This is a genomic window from Nisaea acidiphila (assembly GCF_024662015.1).
Lineage (GTDB): Bacteria > Pseudomonadota > Alphaproteobacteria > Thalassobaculales > Thalassobaculaceae > Nisaea > Nisaea acidiphila.
The window spans coordinates 3,316,539-3,337,500 of the sequence record NZ_CP102480.1 but is presented as its reverse complement, the minus strand read 5'-3'; the positions used below and the strand labels follow the sequence as shown (position 1 = coordinate 3,337,500).

General features: G+C 62.7%; 20 protein-coding genes (1 of these 20 running past the window's edge). 11 read left to right on the top strand and 9 right to left on the bottom strand.

Going from position 1 to position 20,962, the window contains the following annotated elements; all coding sequences use genetic code 11:
* Positions 1–513: the 5' portion of a MipA/OmpV family protein gene (locus NUH88_RS15560; protein ID WP_257767319.1), read on the bottom strand. It extends 300 nt beyond the left edge of the window; the window shows 513 of its 813 coding nt (coding positions 1–513); the start codon lies at positions 511–513; its stop codon lies beyond the left edge, outside the window.
* 169 nt (positions 514–682) lie between these two features.
* Between NUH88_RS15560 and NUH88_RS15555 the strand changes: the two genes are divergently transcribed.
* From NUH88_RS15555 to NUH88_RS15545, 3 genes are all read left to right on the top strand, one after another.
* A complete protein-coding gene (locus tag NUH88_RS15555) occupies positions 683–1,342 on the top strand; it encodes a response regulator (protein WP_257767318.1) in 660 nt (219 codons plus the stop codon).
* A gap of 4 nt (positions 1,343–1,346) precedes the next feature.
* A complete protein-coding gene (locus NUH88_RS15550) occupies positions 1,347–2,684 on the top strand; it encodes an ATP-binding protein (protein WP_257767317.1) in 1,338 nt (445 codons plus the stop codon).
* A 181-nt stretch (positions 2,685–2,865) separates the two neighbouring features.
* On the top strand, positions 2,866–4,200 hold the full coding sequence (locus NUH88_RS15545) for a M23 family metallopeptidase (RefSeq protein WP_257767316.1): 1,335 nt from the start codon (positions 2,866–2,868) through the stop codon (positions 4,198–4,200).
* 19 nt (positions 4,201–4,219) lie between these two features.
* On the opposite strand, the gene nhaA is transcribed toward NUH88_RS15545, so the two are convergent.
* Positions 4,220–5,434, bottom strand: a complete 1,215-nt coding sequence (gene nhaA / locus NUH88_RS15540) for a Na+/H+ antiporter NhaA (protein ID WP_257767315.1) — start codon at positions 5,432–5,434, stop codon at positions 4,220–4,222.
* 254 nt (positions 5,435–5,688) lie between these two features.
* On the opposite strand from nhaA, the gene NUH88_RS15535 reads away from it, so the two are divergent.
* From NUH88_RS15535 to NUH88_RS15515, 5 genes are all read left to right on the top strand, one after another.
* A complete protein-coding gene (locus NUH88_RS15535; RefSeq protein ID WP_257767314.1) occupies positions 5,689–6,606 on the top strand; it encodes a methylenetetrahydrofolate reductase in 918 nt (305 codons plus the stop codon).
* Between the two features lie 37 nt (positions 6,607–6,643).
* Positions 6,644–7,549, top strand: coding sequence for a methyltetrahydrofolate cobalamin methyltransferase (locus NUH88_RS15530; protein ID WP_257767313.1), 906 nt, complete (start codon positions 6,644–6,646; stop codon positions 7,547–7,549).
* Between the two features lie 17 nt (positions 7,550–7,566).
* On the top strand, positions 7,567–9,621 hold the full coding sequence (locus NUH88_RS15525) for an ASKHA domain-containing protein (protein WP_257767312.1): 2,055 nt from the start codon (positions 7,567–7,569) through the stop codon (positions 9,619–9,621).
* Between the two features lie 335 nt (positions 9,622–9,956).
* Positions 9,957–10,541: a class I SAM-dependent methyltransferase gene (locus NUH88_RS15520; RefSeq protein WP_257767311.1), complete on the top strand. Its 585-nt coding sequence runs from the start codon at positions 9,957–9,959 to the stop codon at positions 10,539–10,541.
* Positions 10,542–10,586: 45 nt separating this feature from the next.
* A complete protein-coding gene (locus tag NUH88_RS15515) occupies positions 10,587–12,290 on the top strand; it encodes a glucosamine inositolphosphorylceramide transferase family protein (protein WP_257767310.1) in 1,704 nt (567 codons plus the stop codon).
* Between the two features lie 398 nt (positions 12,291–12,688).
* Here the strand turns inward: NUH88_RS15515 and NUH88_RS15510 are convergent, their stop codons facing one another.
* The gene (locus NUH88_RS15510; protein ID WP_257767309.1) at positions 12,689–13,222 is read right to left on the bottom strand and encodes a PH domain-containing protein; all 534 of its coding nucleotides are present in this window, start codon (positions 13,220–13,222) and stop codon (positions 12,689–12,691) included.
* 422 nt (positions 13,223–13,644) lie between these two features.
* Between NUH88_RS15510 and NUH88_RS15505 the strand changes: the two genes are divergently transcribed.
* Together NUH88_RS15505 and NUH88_RS15500 are read left to right on the top strand one after the other, a co-directional pair.
* Positions 13,645–14,052 carry a hypothetical protein gene (locus NUH88_RS15505; protein WP_257767308.1) on the top strand — a complete coding sequence of 136 codons (408 nt, stop codon included), beginning with the start codon at positions 13,645–13,647 and terminating at the stop codon, positions 14,050–14,052.
* Positions 14,053–14,165: 113 nt separating this feature from the next.
* Entirely contained in the window at positions 14,166–15,299 is a 1,134-nt protein-coding gene (locus NUH88_RS15500) for a M20/M25/M40 family metallo-hydrolase (protein ID WP_257767307.1), read from the top strand.
* Positions 15,300–15,511: 212 nt separating this feature from the next.
* Here the strand turns inward: NUH88_RS15500 and NUH88_RS15495 are convergent, their stop codons facing one another.
* From NUH88_RS15495 to NUH88_RS15470, 6 genes are all read right to left on the bottom strand, one after another.
* Entirely contained in the window at positions 15,512–15,784 is a 273-nt protein-coding gene (locus NUH88_RS15495) for a hypothetical protein (protein WP_257767306.1), read from the bottom strand.
* Positions 15,785–16,006: 222 nt separating this feature from the next.
* Positions 16,007–16,294 carry a type II toxin-antitoxin system RelE/ParE family toxin gene (locus NUH88_RS15490; protein WP_257767305.1) on the bottom strand — a complete coding sequence of 96 codons (288 nt, stop codon included), beginning with the start codon at positions 16,292–16,294 and terminating at the stop codon, positions 16,007–16,009.
* Positions 16,281–16,532, bottom strand: a complete 252-nt coding sequence (locus tag NUH88_RS15485) for a type II toxin-antitoxin system ParD family antitoxin (protein WP_257767304.1) — start codon at positions 16,530–16,532, stop codon at positions 16,281–16,283. Before NUH88_RS15485 ends, NUH88_RS15490 begins: the two co-directional genes overlap by 14 nt.
* A gap of 192 nt (positions 16,533–16,724) precedes the next feature.
* A complete protein-coding gene (locus NUH88_RS15480; RefSeq protein WP_257767303.1) occupies positions 16,725–17,519 on the bottom strand; it encodes a phytanoyl-CoA dioxygenase family protein in 795 nt (264 codons plus the stop codon).
* A gap of 124 nt (positions 17,520–17,643) precedes the next feature.
* Complete coding sequence (locus tag NUH88_RS15475; RefSeq protein ID WP_257767302.1) at positions 17,644–18,873, bottom strand: CobW family GTP-binding protein; 1,230 nt, start codon at positions 18,871–18,873, stop codon at positions 17,644–17,646.
* Positions 18,874–19,159: 286 nt separating this feature from the next.
* A complete protein-coding gene (locus NUH88_RS15470) occupies positions 19,160–19,534 on the bottom strand; it encodes a hypothetical protein (protein WP_257767301.1) in 375 nt (124 codons plus the stop codon).
* 141 nt (positions 19,535–19,675) lie between these two features.
* On the opposite strand from NUH88_RS15470, the gene NUH88_RS15465 reads away from it, so the two are divergent.
* On the top strand, positions 19,676–20,512 hold the full coding sequence (locus NUH88_RS15465; protein WP_257767300.1) for an AsmA family protein: 837 nt from the start codon (positions 19,676–19,678) through the stop codon (positions 20,510–20,512).
* Positions 20,513–20,962: the final 450 nt, after the last annotated feature.

Here is a 20,962-nt window from a genome sequence, read left to right as displayed (position 1 = left end):
CATGAGCCGACCGTCGAGAAAGGCCCGGCCGTATTCCGCTTCAAGGCGTAGACTGGTCCCCTCCCGGTCGCCGCCGAGATCCCGCGAGAGCCCGAGGCCGAGATCGATCGGGCCAAACTCGTATCCGAGGTCGAGTTTCGCGACCGCGCCGACCTCCAGATCCCCGAGCCCTTTCAGCGCGTCGTTGTCGTCCTCGTCCCGGCCGCCCTCATAGGCGAGGCCGCCGGTAAGCGTCAGATCCCCGTAACGGACCGCGTCAATATAGAGACCCGGCCCGCCTCTGGTCGTCAGCCGCACCCGGTCGCGCCAGGCGATCTCGACAAACGGAACCGGACTGACCTCGTAGTCGTCGGAGCCTTCGTAGTCCGGTTGAAAGAACGCTCCGGCGCCGAGCTCGAATTGCCATTCCGGCGGCTGCCCGCCCCGCTCTTCACCGGCAGCCGCAGCGCCGCCCGTCATGCACTGCAAAAACATGAGCGCCAGCGACAGCCCCATCAAACGCGCATTTCTCATAATCGATCCTTCGCGAAATCAACGCCGTGCCGTTCACGGCCGCCGTCTCTTTCGGCGAAGAAGCTGAAATCCGCCTGAACTTGTGCAGGTGCGAAATTCAGGTTCAGTTCAGCTTTGTCTTGCTATCGTGCGCGCCGGCCCGAACCGGGCGCGCAGATCGGAGCGACGGATGCGGATCCTGCTGGTGGAAGACGACGAGATCATCGGCGATGCCGTGCGCAGCCGGCTCGGCCGCGACGGCATCACCATCGACTGGATCGAGAACGGACTCGACATGCCGGATGACAAGGATCTCGCGGCGTTCGATCTCGTCGTGCTGGATATCGGCCTGCCGGGGCGGGACGGTCTTGCCGTCCTGCGCAGCCTCAGAGAAGCCGGCGAGGACATTCCCGTGTTGCTGCTCACCGCGCGCTACGAGCTGGACGCCAGGGTCGAGGGACTGGATGCAGGCGCCGACGACTATCTGGTGAAACCCTTCGCCATGGCCGAGCTGACCGCCCGCTGCCGCGCCCTCTCCCGGCGCCGGCGCCGCGGCGAAAGCACCCGCCTCGCCTGGCGCCATATCACCTTCGATCCGGCGGCCTTCAGTGCCGACACGGCGGGCGGCCAGATCCGCTTCACGCCGAAAGTCTTCACGCTGCTGCGTACTCTGGTGGAAAACCAGGGCCGCGTCGTGACCCGGCGCTCGCTCGAGGCCCATCTCTATGGCTGGGACGGGGATGCGGAAAGCAACACGCTCGAAGTCTATGTCTCGCAGATCCGCCGCAAGCTCGGTGCCGATTTCGTCAAGACGATCCGCGGCGTCGGCTACATGGTGCCAAGGGACTGAGCCGATGATATCGATCCGCACCCGCCTGAAACGGCGCCTTGTCGTCTCGCTCGGAGCGGCATGGTTCGTGAGCTTCGTGGCCGCGGTCACCGCCGGCTATCTGGAATATCGCGAGGCATTCGAAGCGCGCCTCGGTCATTCGGGCGAACTGATGCTTTCCTTCGCATCGACACAGAAAGACATATCCTTCACCTCTCCCACACCGGAGGTGCTCGCAGCTCTCGGCGAGACGGATGACTACATCGTCGTCATAACCCGTGCCGGCCGTGCGCTCTACAGCTCGATCCCGATTTCCGCCGAAGAGGTGCAGAGCATTCCGGAGCGCGGGATGTTCAAGGTCGAGGGAACGCTCTGGGACCTGCAGAGCTTCACCGATGCCACAAGCGGCACCCGCGTCACTATCGGCGTGGATGCGCAGGAACCCGTGAGCTCCACGCTTCAGGTCGCCGGAACCTCGGTGCTCGTCTTCTTTTTCACCACGGCGATCGTCGCAATCGCCGTCATATGCAGCGTGCGGAACGGTCTGCGCCCCCTCGACCAGTTCGCAACGGAAGTCCGGCAGCGCAGCGGAGACAATCTCTCCCCTCTCGACGAGGAGAACGCCCCGCAAGAACTGAAACCGGTCGCCGGTGCCATAAACGGGTTCATGAACCGCCTCCGCATCGCGATCGAGCGCGAAAGGGATTTTGTCGCCAACGCGGCCCATGAACTGCGCACGCCGATTGCCGCCATACGTGCGCAGATCGAGGCGATCGAGACCAAGGACCTTCCCGCCCAGGCCGCCGACAGACTCGGCTTTATCTTGATGGCTGCCGAACGGTCTGGACATACGATCACCCAACTGCTCGACCTCAGCCGGTCGCAATCGCTCGACGGACATCCCGACAGGCTCAAGGATGCGGATCTGCGACGGGCTGCCGAAGAGGTCATCGCCGCCGCGGTGCCGCAAGCGGATGCCCGGAACGTCGAGGTCGTGCTGGAAGCCCCGTCTGCCGTTCCAGTTCGGACCGATCCCGACCTGCTTGCCATCGTCCTGCGCAATCTGGTGGAGAACGCGATCAAATATTGCGGCACGCCCGGGCGGGTCGCGGTCGAGATTTCGGCCGGTCCCGAAACCCGTTTGACGGTCTCGGACAATGGCAGCGGGCTCGATCCCGCACGCTTCGCGGAGGCCGCCGGCAAGTTCGACCGGCTCGGCCGGACCGGACGCGACGGCGCCGGTCTCGGGCTGTCGATCGTTTCCGAGATATCCCGTCATCTCGCGATCGGACTGAGCGCCGAGCGGGCGGGCGAGCTCGGCGGCCTCTGCGTCGTCTTGCAATTTCCTGCCTTACAAGAATAAAGAACGACCTCGCGCACATCATTTGGCGCGGGAAACGGAGCAGCCGAAACTCTACCTGCAATTTAATTTTACGCTTTAAGTTTGCACCGCCACGCCGCTGATTCAATTACGCTTAACCTTGACTTCGCAATCGTTTCACAACAGAATCCCGGCAAAAGTCGCGTATTTTGGGGTCGCTTTCATGAATCACCGGGTTCGCTCACGTTCGGCACTTCTCGCCGGCGTTCTCGGCTCAGTCCTCCTCGCCGGCATCGGCGGGTCGGCGCTTCTCGGCACGCTCGGCGGGCCGGATTTCGACCCGACCACGGCCGATGCCTCCAATGCGGTCCCGGCGCTGATCGGCGAGGCCAATGCCTTTGCCATTGCCGCTCCGGACGACGCTCCGGCGGCCGTACAGACGCGCGCGGTGACTGTCGAACGCGGCGACACGCTGATGAAGCTGCTGACCCGCAACGATATCAACCGGCGCGAGGCCCATGCGGCGATCTCCGCCCTGACCGAAGTCTACGACCCGCGCCGCATGCAGATCGGCCAGCTGTTCGAGCTTTCGCTGAAGAACGGCGAAAAGAAGGAAGCCGCTCCGAGCCTCGTCTCGCTCTCCTTCAAGGCAGATCCGGCGCGCAGCATCCAGGTCCGCTTCACCGACGAAGGCGCCTATCAGGCCGAGGTGAAGGAAAAGGCCCTGAAGCGGGCCGACGGGTTCGGCGCGGGCACGATCCGCACCAGCCTCTACGAGGCCGCGGTCGAGGCCGGCATTCCAGCTTCCGTCCTGCACGACATGATCCGGATCTTCAGCTTCGACGTCGACTTCCAGCGCGACATCCAGACCGGCGACCGCTTCGAGGTGCTCTATGACGAGCATGCGACGGAGGAGGGAACGGTCGTGCGGGTCGGCGAAATCAGCTATGCCGCGATGACGCTCTCCGGCAAGCATCTCGCCTATTATCAATATACGCCCAAGAGCGGTGTCACCGACTATTTCAACGAGAAGGGCCAATCGGTGCGCAAGACGCTGATGCGCACGCCGGTCAACGGCGCCCGGCTCTCCTCCGGCTACGGCAAGCGCAAGCACCCGATCCTCGGCTATACAAAGATGCATCGCGGGGTCGATTTCGCGGCGCCGACCGGCACGCCGATCATGGCGGCCGGCGACGGCGTGATCGATTTCATCGGCCGCAACGGCGCCTACGGCAAATATATCCGCATCCGCCATAACAGCACCTACAAGACGGCCTATGCCCACATGTCCGGCTACAAGCGCGGCCTGAAGCGCGGCGACCGGGTGAAGCAGGGCGAGACGATCGGCTATATCGGCACGACCGGCCGCTCCACCGGCCCGCATCTGCATTACGAAGTCCACGAGAACGGCAAACAGCGCAACCCGATGAGCGTGAAGCTTCCGGCCGGCGAGAAGCTGAAGGGCGCGGACATGAAGCGCTTCGCCGCCTCGCTGCCAGCCCTCGATCAGCGCATCGCGGTCGCGCGTGGCGAGGGTCAGTTCCTGGCCCAGGACTGAGTCCGGTAAATTTACCCGCCTACTCCGCGGAAGGGGTCTGCCTGCCGACGATAACGGGCTTCGGCAGGACCCGCCTCAGCATGAGATAACCCAGCAGCGCGGAGACCAGCGAGCCGGCGAAGACGGCACCGCGCGAGGCGGTCTCGAGCGGCCCGGTTCCGAAGGCCAAGCCGCCGATGAAGAGGCTCATGGTGAAACCGATCCCGGCGAGCAGGGAGCAGGCGAAAAGCTGATGCCGCGTCACATGCTCCGGCAGCACCGCGAGGCCGCTCCTCAGAGCCAGCAGAGCGGCGGAGAAGACGCCGAGCGGCTTGCCAATCACGAGCCCCAGAAAGACCCCGAGAGAGACACTGTTCCAGAGCGCGCCGTCGGCGAAGGCGGCGAGCGGCAGTCCCGCATTGGCGAAGGCGAAGAGCGGCAGCACGAAGAAGGTGACATTGTCGTGCACCGCCTCGTACATCCGCGTCAGCAGCGCCCGGCGCCGGTGCCTGTGCGGATCGGAGGGAATGGCGAGCGCGGTCATGACGCCGGCGACGGTCGGATGCACGCCCGCCGCCAGCAGCGCGCCCCAGAGCACCGCGCCGGTCAGGATGTACGGAACGGCGGCCGAGATCCGGAACCGGTGGAGCAGTCCGAGGACACCGATCCCCACCAGGATCGCGGCGAACGGCCCGAGTTCCATGGTGCCGGTATAGAAGAAGGCGACGATCAGCACGGCGATCAGGTCGTCGGCGATGGCGAGCGTCATCAGGAAAAGCTTCAGCGCCGAGGCGGTCCGGCTGCGGAACAGGCCGAGAATGGCGAGCGCGAAGGCGATGTCGGTCGCGGTCGGCACCGCCCAGCCGCGGAGCACCAGCGGCGCCTCGCCGTTGAGCGCCGCGGTATTGACGGCGAGGAAGATCGCCGCTGGCACGATCACCCCGCCGAGCGCCGCCAGCACCGGCAGCGCCGCCTGCTCCCTGTGGGCGAGCGTGCCGTGGGCATAGGCGCGCTTCACCTCCAGGCCGATCAGGAAGAAGAAGACGGTCATCAGCCCGTCATTGATCCAGAAGCGGAGGTCGTGGCCGATCTCCGCCGAGCCGACCGTGATCACGACCGGCAGGGTGAGGAAGGCCCGGTAGCTGTCGGCGAAGGGCGAATTGGCGGCGAGCAGCCCCAGCAGCGCGGCGATGCCGAGCGGCAGGCCGCTGTCCATCTTCGCCCGTACCAACAGTTTGACCGGAAAGACACTCATCGACTGGATGTCCGACATTTCGGTGAAGCCTCGCCATGGATGATCCCCATACTGGACGCCGCTGGCAATGCGGCCGTGAGCCACGTACGGCGACGGCGCGGAAACGTCACGGGAACGCTGCGGGGATGGCGGATTCGTGACAGGTGTCGCAATTGGGAGAAGTTGTGACGCGCGCCAGCCATCGGAATGCCGCGTCTCGCCTTACATCCGGAGAACCGCGCGAGACGGCGCGGAGCGGATTTGGGGAGAGCGCGATGGCCGCTGGCATGCCGGATATCCAGGCCCTGATGCAGGGTTTCTCTGTCGAGACCACGCCCGGATCGGCCGCGAAGGTCGAGCATTTCGGCGCGCTGCTTCCCGCGGGCACGACCGTCAACGTCACCCAGCTTCCCGGAACCGACCTCGCCGACACCATCGCCGTCGCGAAACGGCTGCGCGCCGAGGGCATGGAGCCGGTGCCGCATATCGCCGCCCGCAGCCTTGAGGGCGAGGACGAGCTCGCGCGCTATCTCGACGGTCTGGTCTCCGAGGCCGCGGTCACGGAAGTGCTGGTGATCGGCGGCGGCGTCGACAGGCCGGCCGGCGCCTTTGCCGAGACCATGGACGTGCTGAAGAGCGGCCGCCTCGAAGCCGCCGGCATCGTCAAGGTCGGCGTCGCCGGCCATCCGGAAGGCTCGCCCGACATCTCCGAGAGCGGCCTCGCCGCCGCGCTCAAAGCCAAAAACGACTGGGCCCGGGAAACCGGCATCGAATGCTATATCGAGACCCAGTTCTGCTTCGACGCGGGCGCCATCCTGAAATGGGAAAAGGCGATCCGCGAGGCGGGCAACGCGCTGCCGATCCATATCGGCGTGCCGGGCCTCGCGACCCTGAAGACCCTGCTGAAATTCGCCCAGGTCTCCGGCATCGGCCCCTCCATGCGGGTGCTGACGCGGCAGACGCGGAACATCGCGCGGCTGCTCACCGTGCAGGCGCCGGACCGGCTGCTGGTCGGGCTCGCGGACGGCATAGAGGCCGATCCGGACTGCCTGATCAGGCACCTCCATTTCTACCCCTTCGGCGGCCTCGCCAAGACCGTGGCCTGGATCGACCAGGTGCGCGCCGACGAGTTCGCGCTCAACAGCAAGGGCGGGTTCGAAACCGCCCCTTTGGCCGCAGCCGCGGCCTCCTGAGCGATCTGCTCGGGCTCTTCAAGGGAGACAAAGCGGAATGACCGACACCGTCATCAGCTCGGCGACCAAGGAAATCGTCATCGGTTTCGAGCGCCCCTTCTGCGTCATCGGCGAGCGCATCAACCCGACCGGCCGCAAGCTGCTCGCGGCCGAGATGGCGGCGGGCGACTATAGCCGCGTCGAGGCGGACGCGATCGCCCAGGTCGAGGCCGGCGCCACCATGCTGGACGTCAATGCGGGCATCCCGCTGGCCGACGAGCCGGCGATCCTCGCCGAGTCCATCAAGCTGGTGCAGTCGCTGACCGACGTGCCGCTCTCCATCGACAGCTCCATCGTCGAGGCGCTCGAGGCCGGGCTCGCGGTCTACCAGGGCAAGGCGCTGGTGAACTCGGTGACCGGCGAGGAGGAGCGGCTCGAGGTCGTGCTGCCGCTGGTGAAGAAATACGGCGCCGCCGTGGTCGCGATCTCCAACGACGAGACCGGGATCTCGGAAGACCCGAACGTCCGCTACGAGGTCGCCAAGAAGATCGTCGAGCGCGCCGCCGATTACGGCATCCCGCGCGAGGATATCGTGGTCGACCCGCTGGTCATGCCGGTCGGCGCGATCAACCTCGCCGGACGTTCCGCCTTCGACCTGATCGGACGGCTGCGCAACGAGCTCAAGGTGAACACCACCTGCGGCGCCTCCAACATCTCCTTCGGCCTGCCGAACCGGCACGGCATGAACGCCGCCTTCCTCTCCATGGCGATCCATGCCGGCATGACCTCCGCGATCATGAACCCGCTGCACGCCGAGGAGATGGGCGCGGTGATGGGTGCGGACGTGATGATGGGCCGCGACCCGGAATGCCGCCGCTGGATTTCCCGCTTCCGCGAAGCGCCGGCTGAGGGCGAGGTTGTCGGCGCGCGCGGCGGCCGCGAGCGGCGGCGCCGCCGGGCCTGATAGACAAAAGAGCGTCCATGTCAGAAGCCGGTTCCGCCAGCGACACTTCCACAGACGTTCCCGAAGACGTCTATGTCGTCTTCACGCCCTCGGGGCGGCGCGGCTTCGTGCCGCCTGGCACCACCGTGCTGGACGCGGCCCGCGCGCTCGGGGTCGATCTCGATTCCGTCTGTGGCGGCCGCTCGATGTGCGGGCGCTGCCAGATCCAGCTCTCCGAGGGCGAGTTCGCCAAGTTCCAGATCACCTCGCGCGCCGAGGCGATCAGCCCGGCGACCAAATCCGAGCTGCGCTATGCCGACAAGCGCGGGCTGAAGCCCGGCCGCCGGCTCGGCTGCAACGCCCAGGTGCTGGCCCATTGCGTCATCGACATCCCGCCGGAAAGCCAGGTGCACCGCCAGGTGGTGCGCAAGCGCGCCGAGGTCCGGGACATCGAAATCCGCCCGGTCACCCACCTGCATTATGTCGAGGTCCGCGAGCCGGACCTGCACGACCAGTCGAGCGATTTCCGCCGGCTCTGCGAGTGCCTGCGCGAGCAATGGCCGAACTGGGGCATCGCCGACGACATCTCCTGCGACTACGCCGTCCTCACCACGCTGCAGAAGGCGCTGCGCGAGGGCGCGTGGAAAGTCACCGTCGCACTCCGCGAGGGCAATAGGGTGGTCGGCGTCTGGCCCGGCTTCCGCGAGCGGATCTACGGCCTTGCCGTGGATATCGGCTCGACCACCATGTCCGGCCATCTCTGCGACCTCGCGACCGGCAAGGTGCTCTCCTCCGCCGGGACGATGAACCCGCAGATCCGCTTCGGCGAGGACCTGATGAGCCGGGTCTCCTACGTGATGATGAATCCCGGCGGCGAGGAGGAGATGACCCGCGTGGTGCGCGAGGCGGTGAATTACCTCGCGACCCAGACCGCGGCCGAGATCGGCGCCGGCTCGGACGAGATCGTCGACCTGGTCTTCGTCGGCAACCCGGTGATGCATCACCTGATGCTCGGCATCGATCCGACGGAGCTCGGCGGCGCGCCCTTTGCGCTGACCGTCGACACCGCCGTCGAGCTGACCGCGGCCGAGCTCGACCTCTATCTCCATCCGGGCGCGCGGGTCTATGCCCTGCCCTGCATCGCCGGCCATGTCGGCGCCGACACCGCCGCCGTGGTGCTCTCCGAGACGCCCTACAAGAACGACGAGATCACCCTGATCGTCGATGTCGGCACCAATGCCGAGATCGTGCTCGGCAACCGCGACCATCTGCTGGCCTGCTCCAGCCCGACGGGCCCGGCCTTCGAGGGGGCGCAGATCTCCAGCGGCCAGCGCGCCGCCCCCGGCGCCATCGAGCGCGTGCGGATCGATCCCGCCACCCTGGAGCCCAGTTTCCAGATCATCGGTTCCGACCGCTGGTCCGACGAGGAGGGCTTCGAGGAGTCTGCCGAGGAGATCGGCGGCATCAGCGGGATCTGCGGCTCCGGCATCATCGAGGCGATCGGCGAGATGTTCCTCGCCGGCATGATCACCACCGACGGCGTGATCGACCGCAGCCTCGCAGAGAAGTCCGACCGCATCTTCGCCGACGGCCGCACCTTCTCCTACCGGCTCTCCGAGACCGTCTCGGTGACCCAGACCGACGTGCGCTCGATCCAGCTCGCCAAGGCCGCGCTCTATGCCGGCGCCCGCCTGCTGATGGACCGCCGCGGCGTCGACGCGGTCGACCGCGTGGTCCTCGCCGGCGCCTTCGGCAGCCATATCGACCCGAAATACGCCATGGTCCTCGGCATGATCCCGGACTGCGATCTCGCCAACGTCACCTCGGTCGGCAACGCCGCCGGCACCGGCGCCCGCATCGCGCTGCTGAACGGCCAGGCCCGGCGCGAGATCGAATGGGTGGTGCGCACCATCGAGAAGGTGGAAACCGCCGTCGAGCCGCGCTTCCAGGAACATTTCGTCGGCGCCATGGCGCTGCCGCACAAGACGGATCCGTATGCAAGGCTGCGCGCGGCGGTGAAGCTGCCAGAGCCGCGGAGCCTTACGGGCGGGGACGGAGAAGGCGGCGGACGGCGGAGACGGCGGCGGGGGTAGTGCTGCGCCCGGCGGCCCTCCCCCACACGGTCGTCATACCGGCCGGAGAGCCGGGATACGGCTTTTCATAGGCTAAGGCTGCTGAAGTATGGATCCCGGATCAGGTCCGGGATGACGGGTTGCGACTCTCCGTTTTGATCGTCCATTCCTCTAATTCTCATCCCCTAACTCTTTGCCTCTTAAGTTGCCGGACGATTTTCTGCGCCCTGACCGACAGCATCGAGATCGAATCCACGCGGAGGTTGACCGTCACCGTCGAATGTTCAAATGATCCTTGAGCAAATCACTCTCTCGCTCACAAAACATCATGAGCCGCTCCGGCCGTCAGGTTACTCTTGGTCAAAACGAAATATCTAAGGCGTCATTTCATCGAGCAAGCGGTCAAATCGTTCGCTCCGGAGGGATCCGTTCTTGAGGTCGGCAGCGGCAAGCGTTGGCGTTATTTCAGGAACAGCACCACCCTGAATAGAGATGCCGGTGCCGAGCCAGATGTGATTTGCGATGCCGAGGCTATGACCTTCGCAGATGGCGTGTTCTCGAACGCCGTGTGCATAGAGACACTTGAACACACGCCGCATCCGGAATTGCTGGTGAAAGAAGTGCACCGCGTCCTCAAGCCAGGAGGGAGAATCTTATTCACCGTTCCGTTTGTCTTTGAAATTCACGATGAAAAGGACTTTTTCCGGTTCACGGAAGCCGGCCTCAGGATCGTTTTCAAGGATTTTGCCGATCTCAAAATCGTATCGAACGGCGGGTTTTTCTGCGTGATTTTTCACTTCTTCCGCCTCAACCCTGCTGGACGCATCCTGTTTCCTATATTGAACAATCTCGGTTATTTCCTTGATTGGATGTTCGGCAGTGGACGCCCCCGCATTACATTGGGTTACACAGTCACCGCAAGCAAGCAACGTAAAGCATAACGCGACAATGCGGCGCCCCACACTTGATATAAACTTGAGGAGACAATGAAAAAGCTTCGCGTTGGCCTGATTATAGACGACATAGATCAGGAATGGATGATATCCGATCTAATAAAGAGAAGCACGCTATCTGAATTATATTCCATCAATCTCTTGATAATTCAAAAATCCTTTCGATCAGAAAAACAATCCCCCCTTAATCGATTGATGTCCACATTTTCAAAGCGAGGATTAAAAGTCACGATCGAAAAATCGATATTTAAATTGATCGAGTTGATCGAATTCCACGCACTCAAAACGGCGTCCGGAATACTTCGGAATAATAGAATTTATTCTATTATTTCAGACTCTCAGGCTAAAATTCCGATCTCAGCGTTTGATATCGAAAAAATCTATGTTTCTCCCGACATTTCGCCGAACGGGCTGACGTATCGGTACAACGATGACGACATTGAAAAAATCAAAATCTGCGAACCGGACGTTTTGGTTCGTGGCGGAAGTGGAATACTTTCTGGTACGATACTTGATATTTGTCCATTCGGCATTCTGTCATTTCATCACGGAGACAATAGAACATTTCGCGGGACGCCACCTGGTTTCTGGGAGGTACTCCAAAGAAGTCCTTCAACAGGTTTCGTCATTCAGAAATTGTCTGACGAGCTCGACGGGGGAGACGTGATCTTTAGAGGAAATATAAATACTGCACAGACATACACACTGAATAAGGCGCGAATTTTTAAAAAATCGAACATATTCTTAAATAACATACTCGAGAAAACTGCAAAAAGCGGACGCCTTTCGGGCTCGGAGGAGAAAACTCCGTTTTGTTACCCACTTTACAAGACGCCCGATACCCTCAGTTCTTTCCAGTATACATTCAAAACTCTCGGGCACATAGCCGCGAAAGCTCTGAGAAAAGCTCGCGGATACTCCCAGAGATGGAGCGTAGCCTTTCAGTTTTCGGGAAGCTGGAATGCTACCGTGATGCGAAAGGCCACCGTTATCGATAATCCTGCCGGGCATTTCCTCGCTGACCCATTTGTCGTCGAACGGGGTGGAAGGCATTTCTGTTTTGTCGAGGATTTTGACTTCCGAAAAGGCAAGGGGGTAATTTCCGCCTACCAATTGGAACCGAAGGCACACTCTTCATTGGGAGTTGCCTTGGAAGAGGATTTCCACCTCTCGTACCCGTATATTTTCAGTTACGGCTTGGATCTGTTGATGTGCCCTGAAACCCACGAGAAAAACGAAATCCGGCTTTACCGCGCGACCGATTTTCCCACCGGGTGGCAGTTCCACAAGACACTAATGTCAGGCGTAAGCGCTGCCGATACTCTGCTGTTTGAGAATAATGGCAAATGGTGGATGCTTACCAACATCGACAGCGCGGAAATAGGCGACCATGATTCCGAGTTGCACATTTTCCATGCCGACTCGCCCGAGAGTGAATCGTGGATCCCACACTCCCAAAACCCCGTTATTTTCGATAGCCGTCGCGCTCGAAATGGCGGTCTCATCATGCAGGACGATACCCTTTATCGCGTTTTTCAGGTGCAGGGTTTCGATACCTATGGCGAAAGCATGGGAGTCGCACGCATAGACGTGCTCAACGAAGATGAATTCGAAGAAACGGTAATCTGCCGCATTGAGCCCAAGTATCTCCCGGGCTTGAGCGGCACACACCATATGACCGCTGCGGGCGGCGTGACCGCTTTCGACTTTGCCAAGTTCGAAAGCAAAAAATCTTAAGACCGCCGTGGCCGGAGCGGCGCGGAATCAGGAGGACAAAAACAAAGGGAAACACGACCTAATCCGGGTAAGGCGGGGACACGCGACTCAATTCGCCTGTTAACTCCGTACCCACATGGTCCTGACTAAATTGGGACGCGCATAGCTCGATCTCCTCATTCCCCTCCTCGACCGTCATCCCCGCCGAAGCACCGGGATCCGACTTTTCATAGAGCGGTGACAGTGGTGATATGGATCCCGGATCACGTCCGGGAGGGCGGATTGCGGTCCGCGACCTGAGTATCCCGCTCTCTTCTTTCTCTTGAATTAAGAGGACACACGACTTAATTCCTAATCCGCCCCAGGGAGACGAGTTGCGATCCTAAAATTGGGTAACGTGCCCTCCTTTTTTCCTCTCCTCAGTCGCTCGTGGACATTACCGCCCCGTCGACGACCTCGGAAACTCTTTGATCCAGGACTTTCTTGAACCTTCCCGGCGATGCAATGCCCGGGATCGGCGAGATGCCGCCTCCGGTCCCGCGAACCTCGATGGATCCATAGTCGAGGATACGCCCGAGGATGCTTTGGTCGAGATTGATGCCCTCGACCCGCCGCATATCCATCTCGACTGCCTTGCGCCGAATGAATCCGAATTTCGCGATCACGCGGCGGTTGGTCAAAACAAGTTCCGTACAGGCCCAGGCAATGAAGGAGGATATGCCGACGAACAGGGCGACCAGGATCATGGCACCACCCGCGAAGCCGAGTATGGCGCCGGGGTCTACCTTGTCGGGATCAGGAGCAGCTTTGATGCCGATCGAGGCCAAGACAAACAGACTCCCGAAGGCGAGGAACGGCAACGGCCTCAAGAAAACAATCCAGTGAATTCTCGCCGCCGCCATGATGTTTTCACCGCTCACCAACTGCGCCTTCGCGTATTTCGTAATGGCCATAGATGCCCCAATCCCCATGGATCATGTGTCTGCAGTCTAGACACGAGATTTTGGAAGCGCACTCTCCGAGAAACGGCGAGGCCGGACTTATCCCGGCCGTGCTCTGACCGAATATTTCCGATGAAGATTTCAGCAAGACAGCGGCGGCGGCAGTGGATCCCGGATCACGTCCGGGATGACGGCGGCTATCGCGGGGACATGGCTATCTCGGGGACATGAGACTTGATTGCTATCTCGGGGACATGAGACTTGATTGACTGAGAAAGCACCCCGCATCATTGCGATTAAAGGGAAACACGACTGATCTCAGCTCCCATGCGTGCTGCACGATCCGAGAATCCACATCAGAATCGAGACATAAGGACTGTGCCCGCTTAACAATCCACATTCTGAAGCCATCCGGACGCACAAGGGAGCAGAGATTGGCTGGTTCGACTCGTGGACGGATCATCGCGCGCCGCGTGCTCACGGTCGCCGCGATCATAATCGGGATCGGCATCCCCATTTCGCTGATCCTTCTGCAATGGTCCTCCACGGTGCGCGCGCTGATCGATCCGATGACCACCTGCTGGATCCCTGTCGGGCAGCATTTCCTCTTCCTGAGCGAGGTCGTCAGCATCTACGCATTTGCGGTAGCGCCGCTATGGGCCGTCGTTACTGCGGTCTTGCTACTCCCCCTGTATTTCATCGGCGGAACGAGCTGGAGCCGCTCAATGGGGCTCACCCTCCTCCCGCTGTTTCTCGTGGGAATCCTGTATTTCGGAGTCGATTTCGCGGTCAAAATCGAGTCCCGGGCGTACGCATCTGTAAAGAACACCTGCGAACGGTGACTTTTCAGGATTACGATATCAATTGGTCCCGAGACCTCTCCGAAGTGTGTCTCGCGCCTCTGTAACCTGCACGTCAATACCCCATCCCTCCTTTCCCAACCCACGGAGCCCCCATGGACTTCAACGCCCTGCCCTTCGATTCCGACGCCATGTGCGCCGGTCTCCGCCCGTGGATCGAATGCGAGAGCCCGACCCATGATGCCGCCGCGGTCGACCGGATGATCGACCTTGCAAGCTACGACCTCGCGGCGATGGGCGCGGCGATCGAGCGGATTCCGGGGCGCATGGGCCTCGGCGGCTCGGTGCGCGCGACCTTCCCGCATGGAAAAGCGGGCGAGCCGGGCATCCTGATCGCGGGGCACATGGACACGGTGCATCCCGTCGGCACGCTCGCGAAGCTCCCCTTCCGGCGCGAGGGCGGGACATGCTGGGGGCCCGGCATCCAGGACATGAAGGGCGGCAACTACCTCGCGCTCGAGGCGATCCGCCGACTGGCCGCGGCGAGCATCGCAACGAAGCTGCCCGTCACCGTGCTCTTCACGCCGGACGAGGAGATCGGCACGCCCGCGACACGGGAGCTGATCGAGGCGACGGCGCGGGGCCAGAAATACGTCCTCGTCCCCGAGCCGGCCCGCCCCGACGGCGGCGTGGTCTGGGGCCGCTATGCCATCGCGCGCTTCAACCTCCGGACCATCGGCACCCCGATCCATGCGGGCGTCGACCCGCGGCTCGGGCGCTCGGCGGTCCGGGAAATGGCCCGGCGCATCCTCGAGATCGAGGAGATGAGTACCGACAGCTGCACCTTCTCGGTCGGCTGCGTGGTGTCCGACCAGCGTCACGTCAATTGCGTGCCCTCCGGCTGCTCGGCCGAGGCGCTCTCCATGGCGAAACGGCAGGCGGATCTGGATGCGGGCGTCGAGAAGATGCTGGCGCTGAACAATCCGGACGGTGATGTCGGCTTCCATGTCGCGCGCGGCGTCACGCGGCCGGTCTGGGAGCCGAGCGCGGCCGACAAGGCTTTGTTCGAGCATGCGAAAAGCCTCGCTACGGATCTGGGCTTCGAGATCACGGCCCATATGGCGGGCGGCGGCTCGGACGGCAATTTCACCGGGGCGATGGGCATCCCGACCCTCGATAGCCTCGGCCCGCGCGGCGCCGGCCTGCATACGCTGAACGAGCATATCGAGATCGAGAGCCTCGCCGAGCGCGGCAAGCTGATGGCGGGGCTGCTGGCGACACTGAGCTGAGCGCGACGCGGGCGGAAATCAGAAAACGCGGGGCTTGATCCGGAGCGATCGGGAGCGAACCCTATGTGCCGTGCTCCCGGTCTTCGAGACCGGGCCTGCCGGGATGGTGCACGCGCAGCCCGACGCAGGTAACACCGTCCAAACGGATCGAAGTGAACGCAGCAAAGATCCCGCTGCGTCCACCTCATTTTTTGATTGAGTTCTTGTGCCTCTCAGGCCGAGGCCGAAACGATATCGTTCGTGCTGACGGCATATACGATAACTTCGACCTTACCGTCGCCGATTCCGATATTCAGCTTGCTTTGCATGAGCCCCGGATAGACATAGGCCCCTCCGACAGAGAAATTCTGCGGATAGAAGAAACGTTCCGAGTCGTCCTGCTTTACCAGAATCCACAGTAATATTGCCGGTGCGGTTTCGGATTTCGCACCGACCATGATATTCAGATTATTTCCGCTTCTTTGAAGATCAATATTCACAGACATTTTCTTGTCTCCTGTTTGCAGTATGGAGTTCCATGGTGATCGGCTCAAACAGGCACGTCAACGCTTTATGGTTGTATAAATTTTCTAAAATTCATCGCCCGAAGGCATGACTCGGTAAAAACCCGGCGGGGTTCACGGTCGAGGGACCAAGAGGACCCCCGGCTCAATTCATAAGGAGCCGTCACGAATAAGGGGACTTGCGACTTCACTCACCCTCTCCCCTCAGACCAGTACGGACGGATCCTCGCGCCCGAGCACACGCTCAACCCGGACTCCGCCTTCCACCACCCGATAGTAGATCGCGTGCGCACCATAGACGCTGCGCCGGTATCCGGGCCTGACATGGTCCACCGCCTGATACAGCTCGGGCGCTGCGGCGATCCGGCGGAAATGGTCCCAAAGCCCATCGAAATAGCGATCCGCCTGGGTGAGCCCGAATGTCTCGATGCCGTAGCGATAGAGCCGCGCGACATCCTCGTCGGCGCGGCGGCTGAGACTAAAGCCGGCCATCCCGTTTCAGGTCGGCCTGCACCGAGGCGCGGATCTCCGCCATGCCTCGCGGAGACTCGCCGCTTTCCTCGCCGGCGATAAGGGCGGCGCGGATACGCTCGATCTCGGCGGCCCGCGCCTGTTTCTCGCGCAGCGCCTCGCGCACCACCTCGCTGTCGGAGGCGTACTGGCCGGTCGCGAGCTGGGACTGGATCCAGGCCTCCTGCGCTTCCGTGACGGTGATGCTTTTCTTGATCATGGGATGTGCCTCCCGGAAATGATCTTACTTTATCCTACCCTCGATGAAGGAGAGGCACAAACGCCTCCCCTTATCCGTCATCCTGGCCGGAGAGCCGGGACCCAGAGGACCATAGAACGAAGACCGCCATCCCCTCGGTCCCGGATCGGGGTCCGGGATGACGACAATTTGGTAGAGCTAGGCCCGCCCCCCCTAAATCAACACCGGAAATTCCGGCCCGCTGAGCGGTTCGCCGTGCTTCAGGGTCACCTCCGGGAAGGGCGGCGAGGTGACGATGCCCTCGCGCCGGGCGAAGGTCGCGTCCTCGCCGACGAGGCGGAGCGAGAAGGCGCGGCGCTGGGCCGTCGCGCTGAGGTTCGCCGGGGCGCCGTGCACGGTGCGGTAGTCGAAGGCGAGCGCGTCGCCGGGGGAGAGCTCCCAGGCGACGATGTCGTAGTCCTCGCGGTGGCCGTCGATATCCGGCAGCTCCTCCAGCCCGTCATTCTCGTTGAGCGCGGTGCCGTCGAAGCGCTGCGGGCGGTAATGCTTGCCCCAGAGATGGGAGCCGGCGATGAATTCCAGCGTGCGGTCGCGCGGCACCTCGTCGAGCGGGATCCAGATGCTGACGGTCTGGGTGGCGTCGAGGCAGTAATAGGGCAGGTCCTGGTGCCAGGGCGTCGGGATGCCGGTCTTCGGGGTCTTCACCAGCACATGCTCGTGGAAGAGCCGGACCGATGTGCTGCCCATCAGCTCGGCGCCGATCTCGGCGGCGTCCGAGTTGAAGATGAAGTCCTTGTACTCCTTCACCCGGTCCCAGTTGCAGTAATCGACGAAGAAACGCCCGCCGTCCTCGGACTGGTAGTTCCGCACGTTCGGCGCCGGATGCTCCATGTTGTAGGCGATGCCGTCGGCGAGGGTGCCGATCCAGTCGGAAAAGACGCCGCGGAGCACGGTCGCGCCCTTGGTCCGGTATTCCTGGATGGTGTCGTCGGAGAGATGCTTGGTCATGGGGCCGCTCGGTCTCTGGAAGGCGCCGGGCCGGGCGTCACGGGACCGGCCGAGCAAGGAAGGATCCTCATTCCAGCAGAAACGGGCCGGGCCTGTCCCGCATAAAATCGCAGGAACGGCGGCGCTACTCCGTTCCCGCCCGGCCCGCCTCCGCCTGTCCGGCCTCCGCCTGTCCCGCCTCCGCCCGGTCCGTCCCGGGGGTCAGGCTCTGCAGCGCGTCGAAGAAGGTCGCGACCGTGTCCCGCGAAAGGCCGCGGGTGATGAAGACGATCCGGCTGCGACGGTCGTCGCCGGGCCAGGCGTCGAGCTGGACCGCGTCGTGGAAGATGTGCTGGACGCCGTGGATGACGACCGGCGTGCCCGGACGCTCGCGGATATTGAGGATGCCTTTCACCCGGAGGATATCCGCGCCCTTGCGGGAGAGCAGAAGATCGAGCCCGAGCGTGAAGGCGGCACTGCTGATCGGCTCGTCGAGCACGAGGCTGAAGGCCTCGATATCGGCGCCGTGCCGGTTGATGTCGTGCTGATGGTCATGATCGTGGTGATGGTCGTGGCCATGGTGGTGATGCCCATGATCGTGGTGATGGTCGTGACCATGGTGGTGATGCCCATGATCGTGGTGATGGTGTTCGTGGTCGTGCGCAGCGCCCGGCGCCCCTTCCCCGGCGGCATAGGCCTCCTCGTTCAGCCATTTCTGCACGTCCATGCTCTTGGTCCGGGGGTCGTAGAGCGAGGTGTCGAAGAGCCGGCGGAGGTCGAAACCCGGCGCGTGCCGGTCGAGAACCGGAGCGCCCGGATTGAGCCGCGCGATCCAGTCCTGCAGCGCGGCGAGGTCCGATCGGGAGGCCGGATCCTTCGCCATGTCGGTCTTGGTCAGCACGATCCGGTCCGCGACGGCGATCTGTTTCACGCCTTCCTCGAAGTTCTCCAGCGTCATCTCCGCCGTCGTGATGTCGACCGTGGTGACGATGCCGCCGAGCATGTAACGCCGGGCCAGCCGCGGCTCGCTGATCAGGGTGTGAATCACCGGCGCCGGGTCGGCGAGCCCCGTGGTCTCGATGATCAGGCGCTCGAAGGCCGGGATCCGGCCCTCCTGCCGGCGCCGGTGCAGGCTCATCAGGGTTTCCCGGACATCGCCCCGGATCGTGCAGCAGAGGCAGCCCGAAGTCATTTCCACGGTCTGCTCGACGGAATGCTCGACCAGAAAGCCGTCGAGGCCGACCTCGCCGAACTCGTTCACGACCACGGCGGTGTCGCTGAAGCGCGGGTCGCGCAGGATCCGGGTCAGCAGGGTGGATTTGCCGCTGCCGAGAAACCCCGTCAGCAGGGTCACCGGGATCGGGGTCTCCGTCATCGCGCCGTCTCCTTTGCCCCGAACTCACCCGCGTGACCGCCGATCCCGTCACTCTCTCTGAACATGCGCACCTCGTCTGCCGAATGGCGGAACCTCGTCCCGGCCCGGCGCGCAGCTTACCGCGTCGAAAATGTAATACTATAACATTTTGTGAGTTGGTGCGCCGGCTGGGAGGACCCGGCTGGGAGGACGAAGTCGCGCCGCCGTCACCCGCGCGGCAAGAGACGAAAGGCAGAACCCGGGCGGATCGGATGAAGCTGACGTGACGGGGCAAGGCCGGCCGCACCTAGTGCGCGGCGATACCGGTCTGCACGCTGGCCGCCAGTTCGGCATCCGTAAAGGCCGCGTGCTGCGCCATCTCGCTCGCTTTCAGGCGGATCTCAAGGATCCATTCCTTGTCGCTCTTCAGCACCTTCTTGGCCCCGCCGCGCGGGATGACGATGTTTGTTTCGATGCAGAACCGCGCCAGCGCCTCGACCACGAATTCATGCTCCAGGATGAAACTGTCATTACGGACGTTCGGACCGAACTTCATCTCGATCGCGATCAGGACATTGCCATCCTTCTGCGCCTCGATGCCGTGAATGGTGCCGGGCGGCAGCAGGTCCTTGCGGACGCGGCGGAAGGAATCGACCGCACTGGCGAGTTCGGCGTCGGTCATGATTATGGTACGGATTTCTCTCGGCATTTCAGCACTGATTCAGTGTATTGTGACGGGTCAGCGGCCAACCATAGGGTAGACTTGTTAAGGCGATGTAAAAGGTTGGATTTTAGAATTTATTTTTAAGGATGGAGCACAGCGATGAAGCGTCTCATGGTAATTCTCGGCGGCGGTCTCGCCGTCCTTGTCCTGGCCGTCGCCGGGTTCTTCTTCTACGCCCTCTCCAACCTCGACGGCATCGTTAAGGGCGTGATCGAGAGCCAGGGCACGGAAGTCGCCGGGGTGCCGGTGAGCGTCAGCGGGGTCGAGATCAAACCGTTCGACGGGCGCGGCGCGATCAGCGGGCTCAAGGTCGGCAATCCGGACGGCTTCAAGAGCGACAGCGCGGTCGAGCTCGGCGGGATCAGCGTCGCGATCGACACCGCGAGCGTCACCGAGCCGGTGATCGTGATCAGGGAAATCTCGGTCGACCGGCCGAAAGTAACCTATGAGCTGGCGCCCGGCGGCAACAATATCGACGCCATCCGGAGCAACGTGGAGAAGAGCGCTGGCGACGGTTCCGGCGGAACGGTCGAACCGGGCGAGAGCGAGGCGGCGGGCCAGAAGCTCGTCATCGAGCTGCTGACGATCCGCGGCGGCATTGTACGCGTGGCGGCCTCCACCGGACTGCTCGGCGACCAGGAGATCGAAGGCACCTTGCCGGACATCACGCTCCGCGATATCGGCAAGGACAGCGGCGGCGCAACGCCGGAGCAGATCGCCGAAAAAGTCATGGCGGCGCTCACCGCCGCGGCCAGCCAGACGGCCGGAGACCTCGGTGTCGGCAAGACCCTGGAAGGCCTGAAACAAAACCTCGACGCCCTGACCCAGGGCAACATGCCGGCCGACGCCGAAGGCGCGAAGAAGGCGCTCGAGGATGCCGGCAAGAAACTCGACGGTACCGTCGGCGAAGGACTGAAGAAGCTGTTCGGGAACTGACCGCACCGGGCGGCGCCGTCCCAGCTCCGATCCGGAATCCTGACGACCGGTGTCCCCCGCGCCCTTGCCTCAAGGAAACTGAAGAATCCTCGGCGGCGGCATACCCCGCCGCCGCTCCCGCATGTAGCCGATCAAGGGCGCCCCGAAAATGTCGCGTCGTGCCGGGCCTGACGGATCGCCTCAAGCGACCAGCCGTTCCGGATCGGCCCCGGATGCGGGCTTTCCCAGTTCCTGCGGCCGTGCCTCTTTCTGATTTTCAGAAATTTTCCTCTATTTATTCCTTCAAAAGTTGATTCGAATTTCATACTAAAAAATGCCTTTTGAATCGAAAGGCATCGACAATCTCTCATAACTCCCTTGAAAGGGGACCAATCATGAGATGGCACAGAAAAGTACCGACACGCACCGCCTTACTGATCGCCGCCTTAGGCATTTCCTCACTTCATCCAA

Bases quoted from the DNA above. Each gene is read 5' to 3' on its own strand.
- NUH88_RS15465 (WP_257767300.1), top strand. From the start codon at position 19,676: ATGAAGCGTCTCATGGTAATTCTCGGCGGCGGTCTCGCCGTCCTTGTC.
- NUH88_RS15480 (WP_257767303.1), bottom strand. From the start codon at position 17,519: ATGACCAAGCATCTCTCCGACGACACCATCCAGGAATACCGGACCAAG.
- NUH88_RS15490 (WP_257767305.1), bottom strand. From the start codon at position 16,294: ATGGCCGGCTTTAGTCTCAGCCGCCGCGCCGACGAGGATGTCGCGCGG.
- NUH88_RS15535 (WP_257767314.1), top strand. From the start codon at position 5,689: ATGGCCGCTGGCATGCCGGATATCCAGGCCCTGATGCAGGGTTTCTCT.
- NUH88_RS15475 (WP_257767302.1), bottom strand. From the start codon at position 18,873: ATGACGGAGACCCCGATCCCGGTGACCCTGCTGACGGGGTTTCTCGGC.
- NUH88_RS15525 (WP_257767312.1), top strand. From the start codon at position 7,567: ATGTCAGAAGCCGGTTCCGCCAGCGACACTTCCACAGACGTTCCCGAA.
- NUH88_RS15510 (WP_257767309.1), bottom strand. From the start codon at position 13,222: ATGGCCATTACGAAATACGCGAAGGCGCAGTTGGTGAGCGGTGAAAAC.
- NUH88_RS15495 (WP_257767306.1), bottom strand. From the start codon at position 15,784: ATGTCTGTGAATATTGATCTTCAAAGAAGCGGAAATAATCTGAATATC.
- NUH88_RS15530 (WP_257767313.1), top strand. From the start codon at position 6,644: ATGACCGACACCGTCATCAGCTCGGCGACCAAGGAAATCGTCATCGGT.
- NUH88_RS15555 (WP_257767318.1), top strand. From the start codon at position 683: ATGCGGATCCTGCTGGTGGAAGACGACGAGATCATCGGCGATGCCGTG.
- NUH88_RS15550 (WP_257767317.1), top strand. From the start codon at position 1,347: ATGATATCGATCCGCACCCGCCTGAAACGGCGCCTTGTCGTCTCGCTC.
- NUH88_RS15470 (WP_257767301.1), bottom strand. From the start codon at position 19,534: ATGACCGACGCCGAACTCGCCAGTGCGGTCGATTCCTTCCGCCGCGTC.
- NUH88_RS15545 (WP_257767316.1), top strand. From the start codon at position 2,866: ATGAATCACCGGGTTCGCTCACGTTCGGCACTTCTCGCCGGCGTTCTC.
- NUH88_RS15515 (WP_257767310.1), top strand. From the start codon at position 10,587: ATGAAAAAGCTTCGCGTTGGCCTGATTATAGACGACATAGATCAGGAA.
- NUH88_RS15485 (WP_257767304.1), bottom strand. From the start codon at position 16,532: ATGATCAAGAAAAGCATCACCGTCACGGAAGCGCAGGAGGCCTGGATC.
- NUH88_RS15500 (WP_257767307.1), top strand. From the start codon at position 14,166: ATGGACTTCAACGCCCTGCCCTTCGATTCCGACGCCATGTGCGCCGGT.
- nhaA (WP_257767315.1), bottom strand. From the start codon at position 5,434: ATGAGTGTCTTTCCGGTCAAACTGTTGGTACGGGCGAAGATGGACAGC.